Source organism: Dyella sp. 2HG41-7 (assembly GCF_021390675.1).
Taxonomy (GTDB): Bacteria; Pseudomonadota; Gammaproteobacteria; order Xanthomonadales; family Rhodanobacteraceae; genus Dyella_B.
This window is the reverse complement of record NZ_JAJEJV010000004.1, coordinates 73,192-94,825: the sequence shown is the minus strand read 5'-3', so window position 1 is coordinate 94,825 and position 21,634 is coordinate 73,192. Positions and strand designations below refer to the sequence as shown.

17 protein-coding genes are annotated in these 21,634 nt (G+C 61.4%); 11 read left to right on the top strand and 6 right to left on the bottom strand.

What is annotated here, in order from left to right; genetic code table 11:
• Positions 1 to 24 precede the first annotated feature (24 nt).
• Positions 25 to 777, bottom strand: a complete 753-nt coding sequence (locus tag L0U79_RS01865; RefSeq protein WP_233840193.1) for a GntR family transcriptional regulator — start codon at positions 775 to 777, stop codon at positions 25 to 27.
• A gap of 191 nt (positions 778 to 968) precedes the next feature.
• Here L0U79_RS01865 and zwf point away from each other — a divergent pair, with 191 nt between their 5' ends.
• The 5 genes from zwf to L0U79_RS01840 all read left to right on the top strand — a co-directional run bounded on the left by zwf (position 969) and on the right by L0U79_RS01840 (position 7,741).
• On the top strand, positions 969 to 2,459 hold the full coding sequence (gene zwf / locus L0U79_RS01860; RefSeq protein ID WP_233840192.1) for a glucose-6-phosphate dehydrogenase: 1,491 nt from the start codon (positions 969 to 971) through the stop codon (positions 2,457 to 2,459).
• Positions 2,456 to 3,151, top strand: a complete 696-nt coding sequence (gene pgl, locus L0U79_RS01855; RefSeq protein ID WP_233840191.1) for a 6-phosphogluconolactonase — start codon at positions 2,456 to 2,458, stop codon at positions 3,149 to 3,151. The genes zwf and pgl overlap by 4 nt, the downstream gene beginning before the upstream one ends.
• A gap of 236 nt (positions 3,152 to 3,387) precedes the next feature.
• Positions 3,388 to 5,199, top strand: coding sequence for a phosphogluconate dehydratase (edd, locus tag L0U79_RS01850; RefSeq protein ID WP_233840190.1), 1,812 nt, complete (start codon positions 3,388 to 3,390; stop codon positions 5,197 to 5,199).
• Positions 5,200 to 5,390: 191 nt separating this feature from the next.
• Entirely contained in the window at positions 5,391 to 6,038 is a 648-nt protein-coding gene (gene eda / locus L0U79_RS01845; RefSeq protein ID WP_233840189.1) for a bifunctional 4-hydroxy-2-oxoglutarate aldolase/2-dehydro-3-deoxy-phosphogluconate aldolase, read from the top strand.
• Positions 6,039 to 6,148: 110 nt separating this feature from the next.
• On the top strand, positions 6,149 to 7,741 hold the full coding sequence (locus L0U79_RS01840) for a peptidase S10 (protein ID WP_233840188.1): 1,593 nt from the start codon (positions 6,149 to 6,151) through the stop codon (positions 7,739 to 7,741).
• A gap of 63 nt (positions 7,742 to 7,804) precedes the next feature.
• Here L0U79_RS01840 and L0U79_RS01835 read toward each other — a convergent pair whose 3' ends face one another.
• The gene (locus tag L0U79_RS01835; protein WP_233840187.1) at positions 7,805 to 8,326 is read right to left on the bottom strand and encodes a dihydrofolate reductase family protein; all 522 of its coding nucleotides are present in this window, start codon (positions 8,324 to 8,326) and stop codon (positions 7,805 to 7,807) included.
• A gap of 64 nt (positions 8,327 to 8,390) precedes the next feature.
• On the opposite strand from L0U79_RS01835, the gene L0U79_RS01830 reads away from it, so the two are divergent.
• Positions 8,391 to 8,762 (top strand): nuclear transport factor 2 family protein, encoded by a 372-nt coding sequence (locus tag L0U79_RS01830; RefSeq protein WP_233840186.1) that lies wholly within the window; start codon positions 8,391 to 8,393, stop codon positions 8,760 to 8,762.
• A gap of 6 nt (positions 8,763 to 8,768) precedes the next feature.
• Here the strand turns inward: L0U79_RS01830 and L0U79_RS01825 are convergent, their stop codons facing one another.
• Entirely contained in the window at positions 8,769 to 13,322 is a 4,554-nt protein-coding gene (locus tag L0U79_RS01825) for a DEAD/DEAH box helicase (RefSeq protein WP_233843811.1), read from the bottom strand.
• Positions 13,323 to 13,440: 118 nt separating this feature from the next.
• The gene (locus L0U79_RS01820; RefSeq protein ID WP_233840185.1) at positions 13,441 to 14,250 is read right to left on the bottom strand and encodes a helix-turn-helix transcriptional regulator; all 810 of its coding nucleotides are present in this window, start codon (positions 14,248 to 14,250) and stop codon (positions 13,441 to 13,443) included.
• A 251-nt stretch (positions 14,251 to 14,501) separates the two neighbouring features.
• On the opposite strand from L0U79_RS01820, the gene L0U79_RS01815 reads away from it, so the two are divergent.
• The 5 genes from L0U79_RS01815 (at position 14,502) to L0U79_RS01795 (ending at position 19,767) form a co-directional block, all read left to right on the top strand.
• Complete coding sequence (locus L0U79_RS01815; RefSeq protein WP_233840184.1) at positions 14,502 to 14,756, top strand: hypothetical protein; 255 nt, start codon at positions 14,502 to 14,504, stop codon at positions 14,754 to 14,756.
• A 90-nt stretch (positions 14,757 to 14,846) separates the two neighbouring features.
• Positions 14,847 to 15,305 carry a MarR family transcriptional regulator gene (locus L0U79_RS01810; protein ID WP_233840183.1) on the top strand — a complete coding sequence of 153 codons (459 nt, stop codon included), beginning with the start codon at positions 14,847 to 14,849 and terminating at the stop codon, positions 15,303 to 15,305.
• Positions 15,306 to 15,485: 180 nt separating this feature from the next.
• A complete protein-coding gene (locus L0U79_RS01805) occupies positions 15,486 to 16,928 on the top strand; it encodes an efflux transporter outer membrane subunit (RefSeq protein ID WP_233840182.1) in 1,443 nt (480 codons plus the stop codon).
• Between the two features lie 27 nt (positions 16,929 to 16,955).
• Positions 16,956 to 18,143, top strand: a complete 1,188-nt coding sequence (locus L0U79_RS01800) for an efflux RND transporter periplasmic adaptor subunit (protein WP_233840181.1) — start codon at positions 16,956 to 16,958, stop codon at positions 18,141 to 18,143.
• A 103-nt stretch (positions 18,144 to 18,246) separates the two neighbouring features.
• On the top strand, positions 18,247 to 19,767 hold the full coding sequence (locus L0U79_RS01795; RefSeq protein WP_233840180.1) for a DHA2 family efflux MFS transporter permease subunit: 1,521 nt from the start codon (positions 18,247 to 18,249) through the stop codon (positions 19,765 to 19,767).
• A 78-nt stretch (positions 19,768 to 19,845) separates the two neighbouring features.
• Here the strand turns inward: L0U79_RS01795 and L0U79_RS01790 are convergent, their stop codons facing one another.
• On the bottom strand, positions 19,846 to 20,361 hold the full coding sequence (locus L0U79_RS01790; protein ID WP_233840179.1) for an acyloxyacyl hydrolase: 516 nt from the start codon (positions 20,359 to 20,361) through the stop codon (positions 19,846 to 19,848).
• 265 nt (positions 20,362 to 20,626) lie between these two features.
• Entirely contained in the window at positions 20,627 to 21,553 is a 927-nt protein-coding gene (locus L0U79_RS01785) for a LysR substrate-binding domain-containing protein (RefSeq protein WP_233840178.1), read from the bottom strand.
• Positions 21,554 to 21,634 lie beyond the last annotated feature (81 nt).

Here is a 21,634-nt window from a genome sequence, read left to right as displayed (position 1 = left end):
CGTTTCAGGAAGAAAGCTAAGACATCAATCCGTCTGCAATTCGGCCACAAAGTCGTAAATATCCCCGCGATACCACGACGTGGTGAACTCCACCACGCGGCCATCGTCGAGAAAGCTGCGGCGTTCGATATGCAATCCAGCGCTGCCGGCGCTCACGTGCAACAGACGCGCTTGGCGCGCAGCAAGCAACACGGCGCGCAGGCGCTGCAGTGCGCGAACGGGGCGGCAGTCGTGTTTTTCCAGCGCTTCGTAGAGCGAATCGTGCACTTCGTGCGGATCCGGCAAGACGCTTACCGGCACCACGCTGCGTTCGATCGCCAATGGTTCGTCTTCCGCATAACGCACACGATGCAGGCGCACCACCAGCACGCCGGGCGACAGATTCAGCGCCATCGACTCTTCCGGCGTCACTTCGCCCACGCTGCGTTCGAAAAATTCGGAGCGCGGATGCAGGCCGCGTGCGCGCAAATCTTCGGTAAAGCTGGTGAGGCGCGACATCGGTTTGACGATGCGTTCGGCGACGAAGGTGCCTGCGCCGTGACGCTGCGTCAGCAGGCCTTCTTCGACCAGGCCGGAAATCGCCTTGCGTACCGTCACGCGGGACAAACCCAGGGCCTGCGATAAATCACGTTCGCTTGGCAACGTTTGGCCTGGTTCGATATCGCGATGCTGGATCACGTTGCGAATCGCCCGGCGCAGCCGCAGGTAGGCCAGCGGCTGGTGGGTGCTCGTTTCGCGGCTCAGACGCCGGTATTCGTCGGCAAGGGCATTCTGCATAAGCGCGAACCATACCAATGCCGAACCACTCGCACAACCGGGGTCTTCCGCCAGGGTCCGTCCGCTTAGGAGAAATTTGCATACGAATGCATGGTCGGGGGGACTGGTATTGCCTGGTATGTCATTGGTACGATCCTCATTCCCCGGCGGCTGCATCCCCGTGGCCAGCCAGCATCAGCAAGAGGTGAGTTGTGACTGCACCTGCTCTACCGGTCGATACGTTCGACTTGGTGATTTTCGGCGGCACTGGCGACCTGGCCGTGCGCAAATTGCTCCCTGCCCTGTTCCACCGCTTTGCCGACGGCCAGATACCGGAAGGCAGCCGCATCGTCGGCGTCGCGCGCGAAGGTTTGGACGACGACGGCTACCGCGCGCAGATTCGCGGCGCCCTCAACGGCTCGGCGGCCTCGCAAGCGGACCAACTCGACGCCTTCCTCAAGCTGGTGAGCTATCGCCCTCTCGACGCGCGCAAAGACGCCGGCTGGGACGATTTCGCCAAGTTCATGGCCAAAGAACCCGACCACGTGCGCGTGTTCTATCTCTCCACGTCGCCCGATCTGTTCGTGGATATCTGCGAGCGACTGGGCAGCTACGGCCTCAACCAGGGCAAGTCGCGCGTGGTGTTGGAAAAGCCGATCGGCCACAACCTGGCCAGCGCCAATCGCATCAACGACGACGTGGGTCGCGTGTTCGCGGAATCGCAAACCTTCCGCATCGATCACTATCTCGGCAAGGAAACGGTGCAGAACCTGCTGGCGCTGCGCTTCGGCAACGCCTTGTTCGAGCCGCTGTGGAACGCCGGCCACATCGACCATGTGCAGATCACCGTGGCCGAAACGCTGGGCGTCGGCCGCCGCGGTCCGTATTACGACCATGCCGGCGCACTGCGCGACATGGTGCAGAACCACATGCTGCAGCTGTTGTGCATGGTGGCGATGGAGCCGCCGTCGTCGTTGTCGCCCGATGCGGTGCGCGACGAAAAGCTCAAAGTCCTGCACTCGCTCAAGCCCATCAACGAAGGCAACGCGGCGCAACTTACGGTGCGCGGCCAATACCGCGCGGGCGCGGCCGAAGGGCAAAGCGTGCCCGGTTACATCGAAGATTTGAACGCCGACAGCAAATCGAAAGTCGAAAAATCCGGCACCGAAACCTTTGTTGCGTTGAAGGCGGAAATCGCTAACTGGCGTTGGGCCGGGGTGCCGTTCTATCTGCGCACGGGCAAGCGTCTGGCTGAGCGCGTGTCGGAAATCGTGGTGGCGTTCAAGCCGGTGCCGCATTCGATCTTCGCCGCATCGGCAGGTCCGCTTGGCCAGAACCGTTTGGTGCTACGTCTGCAACCGGACGAAGGCGTGAAGTTGTGGCTAACCATCAAACACCCGGGCCCCGGTGGTTTGCGTTTGCGCCATGTGCCGCTGGATATGAGCTTTGCCGAAGCGTTCGGCGTGCAGCAGCCGGATGCGTATGAGCGCTTGCTGCTCGACGTCGTGCGCGGCAATCCCACCTTGTTTATGCGTCGCGACGAAGTAGAAGCGGCATGGAACTGGGCCGATCCGATTCTTGCGGCGTGGGCCGCGAGCGGTGAAGCCCCGCGGCCGTACACCTCCGGCACGTGGGGCCCGAGCGCCGCTGTCGCTTTGATCGAACGCGACGGTCGCACGTGGGACGAGGATCACGAAGCGTGAACACGCAAGACGTCTTGCATACATTCGAAGACGGTCAGGCGCTGGCCAAGGCGTTATCGGCCAGCATCGCCGGCAAATTGCGCGAGGCCATCCATGCGCGCGGCGAAGCGGTGATCGCGGTATCGGGCGGCAGCACGCCCAAGCGTTTGTTTGAAGCGTTGTCGAACGAATCGCTTGATTGGTCGCGCGTCACCGTCACGTTGGTGGACGAGCGCTGGGTGCCCGATACCGATGAGCGCTCCAACGCGCGCATGGTGGAATCCCTGCTGCTGCAACACAAAGCCGCGGACGCCGAGTTCATGCCGTTGTACGTGGAAACGCCCACGCCGGAAGCGGGCATTGGCGAAGTGCGCACGCGCGTCGCCGCGCTCAAGCAGCCGTTCGACGTGATCGTGCTTGGCATGGGACCGGACGGGCATACCGCGTCGTTCTTTCCCGGTGGCGATCGTTTGAGCGAAGCGCTCGATACGTCCAACACATCACTGGTGCTGCCGATGCGTGCGCCGGGCGCCGGCGAGCCGCGTATCACCTTCACGCTGCCAGTGTTGTTGAAGGCGCGCACGCTGTATCTGCATATCCAGGGCGACGACAAGCGCGAGGTGTTGCAGCGCGCCGAGCAACCGCAGAGCCATCTGCCTATTGGCAGCGTGCTGCGCGCGGAGAGGCAGTTGGATATTTATTGGTCGCCGTGATGGGTAATGCGCCGCAATTAAACCGCTCGTCATTCCGGCGAAGGCCGGAATCCAGTACAAACATGTTGTGCGAAGCACACGAAATAAGTTTTTGAGTGCTTCGCACAGCGTATTCAAACTGGATTCCGGCCTTCGCCGGAATGACGGTGAGGAGTCACTGAATATGGCTGGGGAAATGATGCTTGGTCTGCCAGCCACAAAGTATCGATGCCGAATTATTTCGGCTGGAGTTTGAAATGAGTTTGCATCCCGTCATCGCCGAAGTGACCGAGCGCCTGCGCGAACGCAGCCGCGACACGCGCGCCGCCTATCTCGATCGCATTCATGCCGCCACCATCGACGGTCCGCATCGCGGGCGTCTTTCCTGCGGCAATCTTGCGCATGGTTTTGCGGCATGCAATGCGCAAGACAAAACCGCGCTGCGCGAAGGCCATGCGCCGAATATCGCCATCATCACTTCGTACAACGACATGCTCTCGGCGCATCAGCCGTACGAGCGCTATCCCACGTTTATTCGCGATGTAGCGCGCGAAGCGGGTTTCACTGCGCAAGTCGCTGGCGGCGTTCCGGCGATGTGCGATGGCGTGACGCAAGGGCGCGCGGGTATGGAGTTGTCGCTGTTTTCGCGCGATTTGATCGCGATGACCACGGCTGTCGCGCTGTCGCACGATATGTTCGACGGTGCGCTGTATCTGGGCATCTGCGACAAGATCGTGCCGGGTTTGTTGATCGGCGCGTTGAGCTTCGGACATCTGTCCGGTGTGTTCGTGCCCAGCGGTCCGATGCCCAGCGGTATCAGCAACGAACAGAAATCCAAAGTGCGCCAGGCGTACGCGGAAGGCAAAGCCAATCGCGACGAATTGCTGGAAGCGGAAGCGGCGTCGTATCACTCGGCCGGTACGTGCACGTTCTACGGCACCGCCAATTCCAACCAGATGCTGATGGAGATCATGGGTCTGCATCTGCCAGGCGCGAGTTTTGTCGCGCCGGATACGCCGCTGCGCGATGCGCTCACCGCCGAAGCGGTGCGTCGTTGCGCGGCGTTGGGCAAGGCGGGCGAGCATTTGCCGATCGGTCAGATTGTCGACGAGCGCGCAATCGTCAACGGCGTGGTCGGCCTGCATGCGACGGGTGGCTCCACCAATCATTTGCTGCATCTGGTGGCGATGGCGCAAGCGGCGGGTATCGCGCTGCGCTGGGAAGATTTCGATGCGCTGTCGTCGGTGGTGCCGTTGCTGGCGCGCGTGTATCCGAACGGCTACGCCGACGTGAATCAATTCCACGATGCCGGCGGCATGGCGTTCCTGATCGATCAATTGCTGAGCGCGGGTTTGCTGCACGGCGATGCGCGCACCGTCGCGGGGACGGATCTTTCCGGCTACGCCAAAGTGCCGTCGCTCGATGCTTCGGGTGTGTTGACCTGGATGCCGGTGTCGAAGGAAAGCGGCAATCGCGGCGTGTTGCGCGGCGTGGCCGAGCCGTTTCGCACGGACGGCGGTTTGCGCATGTTGCACGGCAATCTCGGCCGCGCCGTGATCAAGGTGTCGTCGGTGCCGGAAGATCGCCAAGTGATCGAAGCGCCCGCCATCGTGTTTCACGATCAGGATGAAATAAAGCGCGCCTTCGATCGCGGCGAGCTCAATCGCGATTTCGTCGCGGTCGTGCGCTTTCAAGGTCCGCGCGCGATCGGCATGCCGGAACTGCACAAGCTCACGCCGACGCTCGCCGTATTGCAGGATCGCGGGCATCGCATCGCGCTCGTCACCGACGGTCGCATGTCAGGCGCAAGCGGGCGTGTGCCTGCCGCGATTCACGTCACGCCCGAAGCGGACGATGGCGGCCCTATCGCAAAAGTGCGCGATGGCGACATCGTTCGTCTGGATGCGGTGAAAGGAACGCTCGAGGTGTTGGTCAACGCGGAAGAATTCGCCGCGCGCAGCCTCGCCGTCGAAGATCTTTCCAGGCATCAACACGGCATGGGTCGCGAGTTGTTCGGCTTGTTCCGTCGCAATGCCGTCGCGGCAGACCTTGGCGCAGGCGTGCTTTAGCTTTTTACTCCCTCTCCCCTTTGGGGAGAGGGCTGGGATGAGGGGGACAAGGCTTGCCCAGGAATTCATAGAAGCGACGTTACGATTCAACTGCATCGCAAGATTGGCCCCTCACCCTAACCCTCTCCCCCTTAACAAAATTGGTAAACGGGGGAGAGGGGATTGACCTTCGCAAATTTCGAGCATTAGGCATGAATATCGAAACCAAGCAGCAACACGTCGAGGCCACCATGCGTCTGGCGCCGGTCATTCCGGTGGTGATCATCGAAGACGCGCGTCACGCCGTGCCGATGGCGCGCGCCCTGGTGGCCGGCGGCACGCCGGCGATCGAAGTGACGTTGCGTACGCCCTCGGCGCTCGACGCCATTCGCGCCATCGCCGCGGAAGTGGAAGGCGCGGTGGTCGGCGTGGGCACCGTGCTCAATGCCAACGATCTGCAAGCAGCGGAAAAAGCGGGTGCGCGCTTCGCGGTGTCACCCGGCGTATCGCCGAAGTTGCTGGCGGCAGCCGACGACAGCGCCCTGCCCTTGCTGCCCGGCGTCGCCACCGCGAGCGAGGCGATGGCCATGCTCGAACGCGGCTATCGTCATTTGAAGTTCTTCCCCGCCGTACCGGCAGGTGGCGCGAAATTGCTCGGTGCGTGGGCGAGCCCGCTGCCGCAACTGCGCTTCTGCCCGACCGGCGGCATTGCGCTTGCGACGGCTAACGATTTCCTCTCGCTGCCAAACGTGCTGTGCGTGGGTGGCTCGTGGCTCACCCCAAGCGACAAGCTGAAAGCCGGCGATTGGGCCGGCATCGAGCAGCTGGCGCGCGAAGCGGCGGCGCTGAAAGCGAAGTAATCGCGCGCTCGCGCAAGCGAGCCTGTGACTTCTGGGCGGTGAAACTGTCCTGCCTGCTTGCCTAAGCTGGGCGGTCGGCGCGTTGCGCCAGCCATCCCCGGGGAACATCCATGTCCAGCGCCAAGCTTCCGCTCGCTTTCGCTCTCGCCGCCATGCTGCTCGGCAGCGCGTCACACGCCGCCGACAAGAAAGACAAATCGCACGACGACGAACCGAAGCCCGAAGCGGCGTTGCTGCATCCCCAGGCATCGAGCTCCGAGGGTTCGGTATCGGTCGAAGGCAAGCGCATCGCGTACAAAGCCGTGGCCGGCACCATCGTGCTACACGGCAAAGGCGACAAGGAAAACGATCCCACCGTCAGCATGTTCTACGTCGCGTACTTCAAGAAAGGCGACGATGCGTCCAAGCGTCCCATCACCTTTGTCTACAACGGCGGTCCGGGCTCGGCCACGGTGTGGCTGCATATGGGCGCGTTCGGTCCGCGTCGCGTCGTTACCGCTGACGATAGCCACACGCCCGCCGCGCCCTATCAGTTGGTCAACAACGACTACAGCCTGCTCGATGCGTCGGATCTGGTGTTTATCGATGCGCCGGGAGCAGGGTTCAGTCGTTTGATCGCGAACGACGCGGATGCCTCCAAGCGTGACGAGCAAATGAAAGATCGCCGCAAAGAGGTGTACAGCGTCGACGGCGACGGTCATGCCTTCGCGCAATTCATCACACAGTTTCTGACGCGCTACGGCCGTTGGAATTCGCCGAAATATCTGTTCGGCGAAAGCTACGGCACCACGCGTTCGGCGGTGCTCGCCAACGATCTGGAAAACGAAGACAGCGTGGATTTGAACGGTGTGATTTTGCTGTCGCAGATTCTCAACTTCGACACCAGCATCGACGGCCCCGATCAAAATCCCGGCGTCGATCTGCCATACGAGCTGGCCTTGCCCACGTTCGCGGCCACGGCGTATTACCACCATCGCCTGCCGCAGCAGCCGGCGGATCTGGAATCCTTCCTCAAGGAAGTGGAGCAATTCGCGATCGGCGATTACGCGCAAGCGATGATGGCCGGTTCCAATCTCGATGACGCGCGCAAACAAGCCATCGCGGAAAAACTGCATCAGTACATCGGTCTTCCGGTGCCCTATTTGTTGAAGGCGAATCTGCGCATCACCGGCGGCATGTTCGAGCACGAATTGCTCGGCGACAGCGGCGACACCACCGGTCGCCTGGATTCGCGCTTCGCCGGCCCGTCGCTCGATCCGCTGAGCAAGGAAGCCGAATACGATCCGCAGTCGTCCTCGATCAGCTCGGCGTATATCGCGGCGTTCAACAACTACGTGCGCAAGGACCTCAAATTCGGCCAGGATCAGGTCTATCGCGAATTTGCCGACGCCAACGATTGGAACTTCAAACATGACGGCCACGACGGCGCCGTCAACGTGATGCCGGATCTGGCCAAGGCGATGAAGACCAATCCGAATCTGAAGGTGATGCTCAACGGCGGTTACTACGATCTCGCCACGCCGTTCTTCGCGGCGGATTACGAGATGCATCATCTGCCGGTGCAGCCGGAACTGATGAACAACATCAGCTATGACTGGTATCCGTCTGGCCACATGGTGTACGCGCACGAAGCGTCGCTGAAGCTGCTGCACGACAACGCCGCGAAATTCATCGAGCAGACGGATAACGTGACGAAGCACTAACGCGCATCGCGCGTGCTGCATGCCCTCTCTCGTTTCGGGAGAGGGCGCATGATTCCTGATCGATCAGACTGCCACTTCGTATTCGCTCTGCACCAGTCCACTGGCGTACGAACGCGTTGCGATGTGCTTCAGCTTGATGTCGTGTGCGAGCGATCCAAACAACGGAATACCGCTGCCAATCAGCACGGGTACGCGCGTTATCACGAGGCGTTGAATTAGCCCTGCGCGCAAAAATCCTTGGATGGTGAGACCACCATCGACATAGATATGGTGAATGCCTTGTTCACCGAGACTGGCGACGATGTCTTTCGGATCTCCCGACATGCGCTGCACGATGGCGTTGGCAGGCGGCGTCGCTAGCTCGCGCGAACTCAGCACGAAAACGGATTTTTCGCCATACGCCCATCCGTTGAAACCCAGCACGGTCTCGTAGGTTTTTCGTCCTATGACCAGCGCATCCACCGTGCTCATGAACTCGTCGTAGCCATGCGGCTCGCCGCCACCTTCCGGCAAAAAATCGAGACCACCATCGATCCTGGCCATAAAACCGTCGACGCTGACGCCGACAAAGACGGACGCTTTCATCGTGGTGTCTCCCAAGCAAGGGACTCGTGCGAGTATGCTCGCCTTATCTCTCGGGAGAAACACCATGCGTGCCCTCATCGACCGCTACATCGACGCTTACAACCGCATCGATGTCGATGCCATGATCGCCACGATGCACAACGAGGTAATCTTCGAGAACTACACGGCCGGCGTGCTGAGCGTGCGCACCGTGGGCGCTTACGAACTCCGCCATCTAGCGGAAAGCTCCAAGTATCTGTTCTCCGCGCGCCACCAAACCATCACCCGTTACGCGGAATTGGATGGCGTGGCGCATGCGCAAATCCATTTCCAGGGTACATTCGCCATCGATTTGCCCAACGGCGTGCGCGCCGGGCAAAGCATCGCGCTGGATGGTCGCAGCGAATATCGCGAGCGCGATGGATTGCTGATCTACATCGCCGATTTCAGCGAGTGACTGCCATCAGTTGCGCAAATAACTGACGTCGCTGGAACCGTCCGGTTCCGGACGGCGCAGCAGCGCGTTGTACCAGCGGCGCTGCTGCGTAAGATCGCCTTCGATCAACCACTGCGGTTTGTTCGCCACCAAGGCCGCGACCGGTATGCCGTCTTCGTACAACACGCGCGTGCCGGCCAGCGCGGGCAGGCGGTCGCCGGCTAGAACGGTGCCGACGAGGTTCAGCGGATCGCTGCCGCTCAGGCATACGCGCAGTTGTTCCGGCGGTCGTTGCCGCACGCTGCGCAATTGGCCGATCGCTTCAGGTAGCGCGAATTGTTCGCCGACCAAGCCTTCGACGAAACGGCCGCCGCGGATTTCGCCGCGGGCTTCGAGGCGATGGTAGACGCACAACAGTTCGCGCCATGAAGGCAGCCAGGGTGCTTCGCGTTCCAGCAGTTTCCAGAATACGACGCCGTAGCGGCGGAGCAGCACGCGGGCGATGTGTTCGATATTGTCATCGTTGTTGGCGGTTTCGCGCGAGGGGGACGGCGAGGCTTTTCGCACTAATGACCAGCGGCCCGCGTCTTCGATTTCGCTCAGCGCATGCCGGCGCACGCGGCGATGCCGCGGCGATTCGCGCTTGGCTGCGGGTGTAAGCAGGGCGCGCAGACCGGCGAAGCTGTCGGCGGTGACGCGTCCGGCGGAAACCAGTTCGCCCAGCGAATCTTCCAATTCGGTACGAAGCAGATGCGCCGCATCGATCAATTCGTCGAAGAACAAGGCGCCGTGTTCGGCCAATGCATCGGCCACGGCTTGCGCGCGTGACGACAGCAAGGTCTCTTGTTCTTGGTTGCGGTCGGCAATGGCTGTCCAGATGCTCGACTGACGTCGCGGCAGCAACACGATCGGCGTGGCGCGCACGGGACCGTTGCTGCCGCCGCCGCTGCGCAGACGGTTCCAGCCGACGCGCCCGGCGCGGCACAATTCGTCGAGCCAGCGGCTGGAATAATCCTGCATGCGCGACGCAAGCAGTTCGCTTTCCCACGCGCCGGCGGCGGCTTCGAAACCTTCGAACTGATGCAGCACAGCATTCAACGCATCGGGACTGCTAAGTTTCGTGTCCGGCGTGGTGTGCTGCCATTCGAGCAGAAAACGCATCAGATCGCGTCGGCTCACCGGTTCGATTTCGCGGCGCAAGCGACCGATGGTATAGCGATGAATGCGCGCGAGCAGATGGCGTTCGCACCATTCGATTTCGCTCGCGTCCGGCGTGAAGCGGCCCTGCATCACGTAGCCCTCGGATTGCAGGCGAATCAGGGCGAGATCGATGTCGGTGGTTTCGACCTGCATCGACGACGCAAGTGCGGCGACGGTACTTGGGCCCAAGCCGGTGAGTCGGCCGCGCACCAGTTCGAGCAAGGCGTCTTCGCGTGTCCAGGTTTGGGTGGCGTATTCGCTGGGTGCTTCGATGGGTGGTCGCAGCGATACTTGTTCGTGTACCGCGCGCCACATCGGAAGTTTTTCGGCGCAAATCCAGACGCCGCGCGAGGCTGCCTCCTCACCCCCGCCCTCTCCCCGGAGGGGGGAGGGAGTTAGGAGCGTGGCACGATGGGCTTTCGCGAGTTTATGTAATGCATCGAGCCAGCCGGTGTTCGACTCGGCTTCTTCGGCTGTAACGAAGCCGAGGACGTTAAGTGCCTCGTGCATCTCATCCGCACTGCGCACTTCCGGCCACGCTTCGCCGCGCACAGCGGAAATCGCTTCCGAATCGAGCCGCGCGAGATCGTCGGTATCTTCGATGCCGTTCCAATGGCGCGTCTGCACGGCGCGCGTGCGGCGCTCTTCCAGCGGCGCATCGTCAAGAAATGCGTATGGCGCGGCGTTAAGCACTTCGCTGGCGAGCGGGCTGGGTGCGGTGAGGTCGCGCGCGACGACAGTAATCGCACCCGATTCCAGATTTTTCAGAATGGCGAGCAGGCCATCCACGTCCATCGCTTCGCGCAAGCAGTCGTGCATGGTCTGATTGACCAGCGGATGATCGGGAACCTCCCGTTCGCCGACGATGTTTTCCAGACATGCCACTTGATCGGGAAACACGGTTGCGAGCAAGTCTTCGCTCTTCATGCGCTGCAAAGGCGCCGGTACTTTCTTGCCGCCGGCATAGCGCGGCAGCGCCAACGCGGTGACGGCATTCCAACGCCAACGCACCGGAAACAGCGGCGCATCGAGCAGCGCTTGCACCAACACGTGTTCGGCGGTGTTGCTGTGCAAATATTGCGCGACTTCGATCAGCGGAAAACTGTGGCTGGTGGAAAGCGACAAGACAATCGCGTTTTCCGTCGCCGCCGCTTGCAGTTCGAAATTGAATTGGCGACAGAAACGTTTGCGCAGCGCCAAACCCCACGCCTTGTTGATGCGGCTTCCCCACGGCGTATGAATCACCAACTGCGTGCCGCCGGATTCGTCGAAGAAACGCTCGAACACCAGCGTTGATTGCGTCGGCATCACGCCTAACGCGGCCTTGGCCTTGGCGAGATATTCCACGATTTGCTGCGCGGCGGCTTCGTTCAAGCCAAGCGCTTCGCGTAGCCATTCGAACGCCGATTGCACGCCGCCCGCGTCGATGCGCGCGACCACTTCCTCGCGAAAGCGCGAGACGCCCAGCGACAATTCGTTGCTGCGCCCCGGCGCTTCGCCCAGCCAGAACGGGATACTCGGCGGCGCGCCTTGCGCATCTTCCACGCGAAGACGATCGCGCTCCACGCGCAGGATGCGATAGCTGGTGTTGCCAAGCTGGAAGATATCGCCGGCCATGCTTTCGATGGCGAAATCTTCGTTCACCGTACCGACGATGGTGGCTTGCGGCTCCATCACCACCAAATAATCGGCGGTATCTGGAATCGTGCCGCCGGAAGTGACGGCAGTAAGTCGCGCGCCGCGGCGCGCACGCAAGGCGTGATGCACGGCGTCGCGATGAATGTAGGCGCCGCGTGGGCCGCGTCGCGTGGTGAAGCCGTCCGCGAGCATGCGCACCACCGTGGTAAATGTTTCGCGCGGCAGCGAACGATAGGGGTACGCACGGCGAACTAGATCGAACAGCGCGTCTTCGTCCCATTCGGCGCACGCGACTTCCGCCACGAGTTGCTGAGCCAGTACATCGAGCGGTTGCGGAGGTTGCACCAGCGTGTCGAGTTCGCCGCGCCGCACGCAGTCGAGCATGGCGGCGCATTCCACCAGATCGTCGCGACTGGTCGGGAATAGGCGCGCTTTCGGCGTGCCGTTCACCGCGTGGCCGGAGCGGCCGGCGCGTTGCAAAAACGCGGCGATCGAGCGTGGCGAAGAAAGTTGGCAGACGAGGTCGACATCGCCGATATCGATACCCAGTTCCAGCGACGCGGTGGCGACCAGTACTTTCAACGCGCCGCGCTTGAGACGCTGCTCGGCATCCAGGCGATGTTCTTTCGCAAGGCTGCCGTGATGTGCGGCGACGGCTTCGTGTCCGAGACGTTCGGACAAATGTCGTGCGAGACGCTCGGCCATGCGTCGTGTGTTGACGAAGACGAGCGTGGTGCGATGTTGTTCGACCAGTTGCGCGAGTTGGTTGTAGACGAGGTCCCACGTGTCGTTCGACATCACCGCGTCGAGCGGTACCGGCGGCACGTCGATGGCGAGATCGCGTGCGCGGGTGTGGCCCACATCGATGATGGTGCATGCATTCTCCCTCTCCCCTCCGGGGAAAGGGTCGGGGTGAGGGGCCGCCCTTGCGAAGAGGTCGGAAATATAGGGCTTTGGTGCTTTTGCATCTTTAAGCGAGGTTGACCCCTCACCCCAACCCTCTCCTCGCTCCTCAAAGCCGGGGCCATCCATGGCCCCTCCCCGCGTGCCCCGGAGGGGAGAGGGAGCCAAGCCGGCGCCCTCGCCTACTAAAAACCTTGCGACATCTTCGATCGGCTTTTGCGTCGCCGACAAACCGATGCGCTGCAACGGTCGCTGGCACAACGCTTCGAGCCGCTCCAACGTCAACGACAAATGCGCACCGCGTTTGCTCGCGGCCACGGCATGAATTTCATCCACGATCACGCTGCGCACGCTTTTCAACATCTCGCGGCCGGACAGCGAACCCATCAACACGTACAGCGATTCCGGCGTCGTCACCAGAATATGCGGCGGCGCTTTGCGCATCAGATTGCGCTCGGCTTGCGGCGTATCGCCGGTGCGCACGGCGGTGCGGATCGGTGCGTCGGGCAAACCTTGTTTTTCGAGCTCGGCGCGAATGCCTTCGAGCGGCGCTTCGAGATTGATATGGATGTCGTTCGACAACGCCTTCAACGGCGAGACGTACACGACGCGCGTTTCGTCGGGCAACGTGCCGCCGCGCGCGACGCTTTCCTGCACCAGTTGATCGATCGCCGCGAGAAACGCGGTCAGCGTTTTACCCGAACCGGTCGGCGCCGCAACGAGTGTGTGCCGCCCTGCCCTGATTTCCGGCCATGCGCCGGCCTGCGCGGACGTCGGCGCGGGAAACGTGGCGTCGAACCACGCGGAAACGGCAGGATGGAAATCGCGCAGGGGCATGATCGATGGCCCGCGGCCGTGCGGGTTGGAAGGATGGATCATACATAGGGCCGGATCGTGGCGCGGCAATGGCGTGGGGCTTGATCCTTGCGCCTGATCGTCTCATCCAATGAGACGATCGTTACGCAGCGCGCTGACCGAAATACCGTGCCGGCGGATGGCCGAAACAGCGCCGAAACATGGCGATAAAGGCGCTCGTGCTGGCGTAGCCCAACCCATCGGCGACCGCCGCGACGGGGTGCCCGTCCGCTAGCTGTTCAAGTCCTTTGGTCAGCCGCGCCTGCTGGCGCCATTGCGCAAAACTCAGCGCGGTTTCCGCCCGGAACAAGCGGCTGAGCGTGCGTGCGGAAAGACCTGCCCAGGCGGCCCAGTCTTCCAAGCTGCGGTTGTCCTGCGGTTGCTCCAGCACGGCTTGGGCGATGCGCAGCAGGCGGCGATCGATCGGCATCGGCAGATGCAACGGTTCGTGGGGAGCATGGCGGATCTCGTCCAGCAACACCGCCATCACCCGCTCCTGGCGCTCGTTGAGTTCGTCGATCCAGGTCCACGAGCTGGCGCGATGCACCAGCTCGCGCATCACAGGGTTTACGCCGATCACGCACGGGGTGCTGGGCAGACACGGGCTGGAGTCGGGATGAAGAAACACGCCCCAGCCGGTAAGCGGACCGCTGATGCTGACTTTGTGCAGTTCGCCGGGTGGCATCCAGCCGGCGCGATGCGGCGGCAGCAGCCACGAGCCGTGCGCGGTATGGACGTGAACGAGGCCGCTTTCCACGCAGAAAAATTGCCCGCGCGCATGACTGTGCCAGTCGTATTGCTGGGTTTCTTGCTTGTATTCGCTGATGGCTTCGCCGTCATCCCAATAAGCAATAACGCCCGGCCCATCCAGGCGCTCGATCAGCTCGTAGAGCTCCTGTTTTGTCCGCTGCATGGCCGAATCTCGACATTATTTGGCCAAATGACGTTATCAGCTTGGCCGTCAGTTTGTCTAAGCTTCCTTCTCCCGACCGATAAACCGGGCCTTCCCGCCGCTGCCGCCGCTCGCGGCATTTCTCAAACCCAGGGGTTGCCGATGACTGCGCGCATTGGCGCAGACACGTTCCTGGGCGCCACATGTCGGTCACAACACGCCTCATTCGTCCGTCTTTATGAGCGATCCGCTGCACGAAGAAAGGAAAGGCCATGTCCCCGATTCAACTGATTTCCGTGAAAACCGACATCTCCAAGTCCCCGCTGGAAACCTTTGTCGCCTGTGCCCACCAAATGCTCGACCCCGCTACGCCCGAAGCCGTCCGCCGCGCCATGGAGCCGCGTTTGCTGGCTCAATTGCCGACGTTGCGCGCTTTAGGCGTCTTCGACCTGTTCGAACTGCGCGATGCCGCTCTGCGCACCTGGCTCAACGACGAGCTGGCCGAGCTGGTCTCCCCAGGCCGGTAATCATTCATCTCTGACCATTTGCTGAAACAATAGGTGCGTAACTTATATTTGCCTTGACAAATATTACGGAGGCAATAAAATGCCGGTCCTATGAATACCGGACCGCTCGTTACCCCTACCAGCCAGGAAAGCCTTGGCGTGCTGATCGGCCTCGTCCGCGCAGAGTTGGTGCGCGGCATCGAGGCGGAAATCGCCGCCAAGGGCCTGGATCTCCGCTTCACTCAGTTTCTGATCCTCAAGCGTCTTGCCGTGCTCGGGCCGATGTCGGCGACCGAGCTGGCGCGCTCGGTGGAACTGGACGGCGGCGCCATGACGCGCCAGCTCGATCAGCTTGAGGGCAGGGGGTATCTGCGTCGTTGCCCGCACGAGCAGGATCGACGCGCATTGCGTATCGAACTCACCGACGCCGGCAGAGCGCTGTGGCAACAACTCACCGGTTGCAACGAACGCGTGCTGGACGCGGCGCAGAAAACGCTGAGCGAAATTGAGCGCGAGCAGCTGCACGATTATCTGAGTCGTGTGTTGCTTGCGTTGCGGGAAAGAAAATAACGGGCCGCACAGAACGGCCCATCACGCAAACCACGGATGGTTTGCCATGAATCGAGCACGCGATGTTTCGATTCATCGGAGCCGAACCGGACGCACATCCGATTCGGCGCGTTGCGAAAGCGCAGGCACGCGCCTTCTCAACACACTGCAACTTGATTTCAAACTTCGAGATTGAAAGCCATGCGTCTGCACATTCTTGCGGCTGCTGTCGGACTGACCTTCGCTCTTGCCGGCTGCGCGACCAGCGGCGGCTTGCATCCGAACGGATCGCTGACCGATCCGTCGTCGCTCAAAGCCGAGCGCAGTCTAGCGAACGTCAACGTATCCGAAGCCGCCTGGCCGAAGGACGATTGGTGGACGGGCCTGGGCGATCCCCAGCTCAACACGCTGATCGCCGAAGCGTTGCGCGATAACCCGAGTCTGGTCGAAGCCGATGCGCGCGCGCGTCAGGCGCAAGCCGCCGCCAACGCGGCCGATGCGTCGCGCCAGCCGTCGGCAAGCGTGGGCGCCAGCTTCGCCGAAGCGCGCATTCCCACCTCCATTCCCGCGCTCGGAAACGGTCACGTCGGCGCCGCCAAATACGTGTACGGCAGCTTCAAGTGGGATCTGGATTTGTGGGGCGGTCAGCGCGCCGTGTGGGAAGCTTCTGTGGGCCAGCTGCGCGCCGCGGAAGTGGATGCGCAAGCTGCGCGCATCGAATTGTCGACCAATCTTGCGCGCGCTTACGTGCAACTCGGCTATGCGTTCGCGCAGCAGGATGTTGCGACTGCCGAATTGAAGCGCGCGAACGACGCGCGCGATCTCACGCGGCAACGTGTGTCGGCCGGCATCGACAATCAGATGCAGCTCAAGCAAAGCGATTCGGAAGTGGCGAGTGCGGAAGGGCAGAAGGCGCAAGCCGATCGCGCCGTCGACGCATCGCGTTCGGCGTTGTCGGTGTTGCTCGGCAAAGGACCGGATCGCGGTTTGGATATCGCGCGTCCGCAATTGCTGCCGCCGACTGCGTTGAGCGTTCCGTCCAATCTGCCGGTGGAATTGGTTGGTCATCGCGCCGATCTGGTCGCGGCGCGTTGGAATGTCGAAGCCGCAAGCAAAAATATCAAAGCGGCGAAGACGGAATTCCTGCCGAACGTCAACATCGGTGCAATGGCGGGCCTGATCAATCTGGGCGGCGCTAATTTGTTCTCGCTGCAGAATCGCTTTTACGAAGCGGCGCCCGCGATCAGCCTGCCCATCTTCGACGGCGGTCGTCGCCGCGCGAATTTGAACAGCAAAGACGCGCAATACGATCTCGCCGTCGCGCATTACAACAAGACGCTTGTGTCCGCCGTCAACGAAGTGTCCGACGACTACGACGCCATCGCTTCCTCGCAACAGGAAATCGCCGCGCAGCAACGCGCGCTCGATGCCGCCAACGATGCGTGGAAGCTGGCCGAACAACGTTACAAAGCCGGCATCGGCAGTTATCTGGAAGCACTCAGCGTGCGCCAGGAATTGCTCGCTGCCGAACAGCGCATGGCCGCCCTGCAAGCGCAGCAAAGCGACCTCAATGTGCAATTGATCCAGGCGCTCGGCGGCGGATTCCGTCCGCAAGCCGACGCCGAACAACTCTCTTCCAAATAATCATCTAGCGTTACCGAGGCAGACATCATGTCCAGTCCGAACCCCAATACCGCCGACACCGCTGTCGTGCAGGCGCCGCCCGCCAACAATCGGCGCGGCATCCTGTTGCGCGTGCTGATGGGCTTGCTTGTACTCGCCGCCATTGGCTGGGCGATTTGGTATTTCATCGTGGGCCGTTGGTACGAAGGCACCGACGATGCCTACGTCAACGGCAACATCGTGCAGATCACGCCGCGTATCGCCGGCACGGTCGTCAGCATCGGCGCCGACGACGGCGACCTGGTGAAGCAGGGCGATGTGCTGGTGCGTCTGGATAAATCCGACGCCGATGTGGAACTGCAGCGCGCCAGCGCGAATCTCGCCAACACCGTGCGCCGCGTGCGCGGTTTGTACAGCACCGTGCAAGGCGCACAAGCGCAGGTTGCGGTGGAAAAGGTGGCGCTGCAGAAGGCGCAGGCCGACTTCAACCGTCGTCGCGATCTCGCCAAGAGCGGTGCGATCTCCAACGAAGAGTTGGCGCATGCGCGCGACGCGCTCACTTCCGCGCAGAGCGCGTTGGCGACGTCCCAACAGCAATTGCAAACCAACCAAGTGTTGGTCGACGACACGGTGGTCGCCTCGCATCCGGACGTCAAAGCCGCTGCCGCCGCGTATCGCGCCGCGTATCTGGACGACGTGCGAACCGTGATGGTCGCACCGGTGACGGGTTATGTCGCCAAGCGCACCGTGCAGGTGGGTCAGCGCGTACAGCCGGGCGCCGCGTTGATGGCGGTGGTGCCGCTGCACGAAGTGTGGGTGGATGCCAACTTTAAGGAAACGCAGCTTACCCAGATGCGCATCGGCCAATCGGTGGAAATCACTTCCGACGTCTACGGCGGCTCGGTGAAGTACAAGGGCAAGGTACAGAGCCTGGGCGTGGGCACGGGCAGCGCGTTCTCGTTGTTGCCGGCGCAGAACGCGACGGGCAACTGGATCAAGATCGTGCAGCGCATTCCGGTGCGCGTGGTGTTCACCGATCCGTCGCAGCTCGATCAGCATCCGTTGCGCATCGGCATGTCGTTGGATACCAGCGTGAACCTGCACGACCAGAACGGCCCGACGCTGTCGCAAACGCCGCGCACGGTGCCGCTCTTCAGCACCGACGTGTACCAGAACCAGCTTGTTGCGGCGAACGAGCAGATCGAGCAGATCATTCACGCCAATATGGGCAAGTGAGGCGAGGAATCGGGAATAGGGCAGCGCAAACCGTGACGCATCGCGCGACGGATTCGTTTCTCCATTCCCTGTTTTCCTTTTCCCAGCTCAACGAGCGATATTCATGAATACGCATTTCCGTCCACCCAACCTGGTACTTGCGACGATCGGTTTGTCGCTGGCCACGTTTATGCAGGTGCTGGACACCACCATCGCCAACGTGTCGTTGCCGACCATCGCCGGTAATTTGGGCGTGAGCTCGGATCAAAGTACGTGGGTGATTACCTCGTTTGCGGTCAGTAACGCGATCGCCTTGCCGCTCACCGGCTTCCTTACGCGCCGCTATGGCGAGGTGAAGCTGTTCGTTTCGGCGACGTTGCTGTTCTCCGTCGCGTCGCTGTTGTGCGGTATCGCGCAGAGCATGGGCATGCTGATTTTATTCCGCACGCTTCAAGGTGCGGTGGCGGGCCCGATGTATCCGATCACGCAGGCGCTGCTGCTGTCGATCTATCCGCCCAATAAACGACCTATGGCGCTGGCCTTGCTCGCGATGGTGACGGTGGTGGCGCCGATTGCCGGCCCGATTCTTGGCGGCTGGATTACCGACAACTATTCGTGGCCATGGATTTTCTTTATCAACGTGCCGATCGGTATTTTCGCCAGCATGGTGGTCGCCAATCAGCTGCGCTTGCGAGAAGTGGTCACGCATCGGCCGAAGATCGACTATGTCGGCTTGATCACGTTGGTGGTTGGTGTCGGCGCGTTGCAGGTGGTGCTGGACAAAGGCAACGACGAAGACTGGTTCAATTCCACTTTTATCATTATCACCGCCCTTATTTCGGCGATTGCGATTGCGATCTTCCTGATCTGGGAGTTGACCGACAAGGAACCGATCGTCGACTTGAAGTTGTTCCGTCACCGCAACTTCCGCATGGGTACGATCGCGTTGGTGCTGGCGTACGCCGCATTCTTCGCCATCGGTTTGCTGGTGCCGCAGTGGTTGCAGATCAACCTCGGTTACACGGCGACATGGGCGGGTTTCGCCACTGCCCCGTTGGGCGTGTTGCCGGTATTGCTCACCTTTATCGTGGGCAAGTACGCCACGCGCTTCGATTTGCGTTTGCTCACCAGTGGCGCCTTCGTGATCATGGGCGCGACCTGCTTCTTGCGCTCAAACTTCTATATCGGTATCGACTTCGAACACGTTGCACTCGTGCAGTTGCTGCAAGGTCTGGGCGTTGCGTTCTTCTTTATGCCGGTGACGACGATCTTGCTGTCGGATCTGCAGCCGCACGAAATTGCCGCGGGCGGCGGCGTGGCGACCTTCCTGCGTACCGTGGGCGCCAGCTTTTCCGCATCGCTTACGACGTTCCTTTGGCAGCGTCGCGGCGTGTTGCATCATTCGCAGCTCACTGAGCAGATCACGCCGTACAACCAGGACGTACAGCAGGCGATAGGGCAGGTCGGCGATTCGCAGGGTGTGATGGCGGCGCTCAATCAATCGATCACGCTGCAGGGACTGCAGATCTCCTTCAACGAGATCTTCTATGCGCTGGGTTGGATCTTCCTGTCGCTGATCGTGGTGATTTGGATGGCCAAGCCGCCGTTCGCCGCGAAAGCCGGGGCAGGCGGCGGCGGGCACTGACGGCCTCGACGTAGAATCCGAAAATGACAACGGCCCCGATTGGGGCCGTTGTTGTATGCGCAAAACGAAAACGTTGGATCAGAACGCGATGCCGACCAGCGCCATCGTCTCGCCGCGGTTGGGCTCGTGAATGCCGCCGTTGGAGATATGGCGAACGCCGACGCTCCAATGATCGCCCTGATAACCAAAGGTGGTGCTGAATTCATACGCGCTGCTCAGCGCTTCGGTTTTGCCGGTGTGCACGGTCGGCTGCTCGCTGACAAAGAGCCGTCGATACCACGCATTCGCCGGACCGTAGTGCACGCGGATGCCTGCGCTCACCAGGCCGATATCGTCACGGGTGGTGTAGCGGCTGTTGTCGTAGCGCCGGAGACTGCGCCCGCCGATCCAGCCGGCAGTGATATCGGGCGACCAGCTGAAATTGCTGCTGCCGAACTGGTGTTCGTCGAAGATCACTTCGCCGAACGCGGCAGGCGCGCTGTAGCTGTCCATGTAGCTGACGCCGCCTTGCAATTCGAAGCGCGCCGCCATGGCGGGAAGAGCCGGTAAAGCGAACATCAGCACGGTGGCCAAGCCGCGTGTGAGGGGGTGCATTCGCATTCGGTTACCTGTGGGGTAGGTTATGGTGTTTATGTACTCAATAGTTTACAAATGATTAAGGCTTACGACTACCCAGATTTAGGCTATTTCGTGCAACGCAGCGTTGCCCAGGCGTACATAAATCAAAAACGACAGTTTGGCGTAAGCAAACACTTGCGCCAGATACGTCAGAACCTTTGGTTGTCCTAGGTTGGATCGACCGCTTCTATGGAGGCAGGCGCCGTCACCTCAAGTAGGGCGACCCCTGCTTGGCGGCATGCTACGCCTGTCCCTTCGCCAATGTCTTGGACGCTAAACACTGCGCTATGTCTAAAAATGCATGGACCATGGGGTCGTTGGCGTCGTCGCGATAGATCGCCCAGACTGCCGTCGCGGCTTCCATATGCGCCACGGGCCGATAGACCACGTTCTCCACGATCATCCGCTGCACCGAACCCGGCAACACCGCCACGCCGAAGCCCCCGGATATAAGGCCGATAATCGTCGGCAGTTCGCGCACCTCGTAAAGAATGCGCGGATTGAATCCGGCGCGCGTGCAGAGCGCGATCACTTCGTCGTACAGGCGCACGCCGAGGCTGCGCTGATAAAAAATAAAATCTTCGTTGGCGAGCTCGCTGATATCGATCGGCCCTTCTTTGGCCGCGAGCGGATTGCTGGAGTGCATGACGACCGTGAGCGAATCTTTGAAGAGCTCGATGGCCTTGATGCTCGCGGGCAACGTGTCGGGACGGATTACGCCGACATCGATCAGCCCTTGTTCCAACGCATCGATCTGATGCGAGGTCGCCATTTCGTGGATCACCAGGCGCACATCGGGCAGGCGCTCGCGAAAGCGCGCCAACACGCGCGGTACCACCACGGTGAACGGGCCGGACGACATCAAGCCCAGATGCAATTCGCCCAGCTCGCCGCGCTGCGACCGCGCCACCGATTCGGCCGCGCGCTCGGCTTGCGTGAGCAAGGTGCGTGCACGCGGCAATAACGCGCTGCCTGCACTGCTCAGCGCGATGCCGCGACCTTTGCGCTCGAAAAGTTTCGCGCCCAGGCGCTGCTCCAGCGCATGAATCTGCTGGCTGAGCGGCGGCTGCGAAATGCCTAATCGTTCGGCGGCGCGGCCGAAATGCAATTCGTCGGCCACCGTGACGAAATACTTCAGATGCCGAAGCTCCAGATAATCATTCGTCATGCGTATTGAGCCATTCGCCGTGCTGTATCGATCTTAGCAACTCGTACAACTAACCTTCACATATTACAGATGGCGAGGGCC

Excerpts from the sequence above, each read along its gene's own strand:
- L0U79_RS01865 (WP_233840193.1), bottom strand. The coding sequence starts at position 777 with ATGCAGAATGCCCTTGCCGACGAATACCGGCGTCTGAGCCGCGAAACG.
- edd (WP_233840190.1), top strand. The coding sequence starts at position 3,388 with ATGAGTTTGCATCCCGTCATCGCCGAAGTGACCGAGCGCCTGCGCGAA.
- eda (WP_233840189.1), top strand. The coding sequence starts at position 5,391 with ATGAATATCGAAACCAAGCAGCAACACGTCGAGGCCACCATGCGTCTG.
- L0U79_RS01840 (WP_233840188.1), top strand. The coding sequence starts at position 6,149 with ATGTCCAGCGCCAAGCTTCCGCTCGCTTTCGCTCTCGCCGCCATGCTG.
- L0U79_RS01835 (WP_233840187.1), bottom strand. The coding sequence starts at position 8,326 with ATGAAAGCGTCCGTCTTTGTCGGCGTCAGCGTCGACGGTTTTATGGCC.
- L0U79_RS01830 (WP_233840186.1), top strand. The coding sequence starts at position 8,391 with ATGCGTGCCCTCATCGACCGCTACATCGACGCTTACAACCGCATCGAT.
- L0U79_RS01820 (WP_233840185.1), bottom strand. The coding sequence starts at position 14,250 with ATGCAGCGGACAAAACAGGAGCTCTACGAGCTGATCGAGCGCCTGGAT.
- L0U79_RS01815 (WP_233840184.1), top strand. The coding sequence starts at position 14,502 with ATGTCCCCGATTCAACTGATTTCCGTGAAAACCGACATCTCCAAGTCC.
- L0U79_RS01810 (WP_233840183.1), top strand. The coding sequence starts at position 14,847 with ATGAATACCGGACCGCTCGTTACCCCTACCAGCCAGGAAAGCCTTGGC.
- L0U79_RS01805 (WP_233840182.1), top strand. The coding sequence starts at position 15,486 with ATGCGTCTGCACATTCTTGCGGCTGCTGTCGGACTGACCTTCGCTCTT.
- L0U79_RS01800 (WP_233840181.1), top strand. The coding sequence starts at position 16,956 with ATGTCCAGTCCGAACCCCAATACCGCCGACACCGCTGTCGTGCAGGCG.
- L0U79_RS01795 (WP_233840180.1), top strand. The coding sequence starts at position 18,247 with ATGAATACGCATTTCCGTCCACCCAACCTGGTACTTGCGACGATCGGT.
- L0U79_RS01790 (WP_233840179.1), bottom strand. The coding sequence starts at position 20,361 with ATGCACCCCCTCACACGCGGCTTGGCCACCGTGCTGATGTTCGCTTTA.
- L0U79_RS01785 (WP_233840178.1), bottom strand. The coding sequence starts at position 21,553 with ATGACGAATGATTATCTGGAGCTTCGGCATCTGAAGTATTTCGTCACG.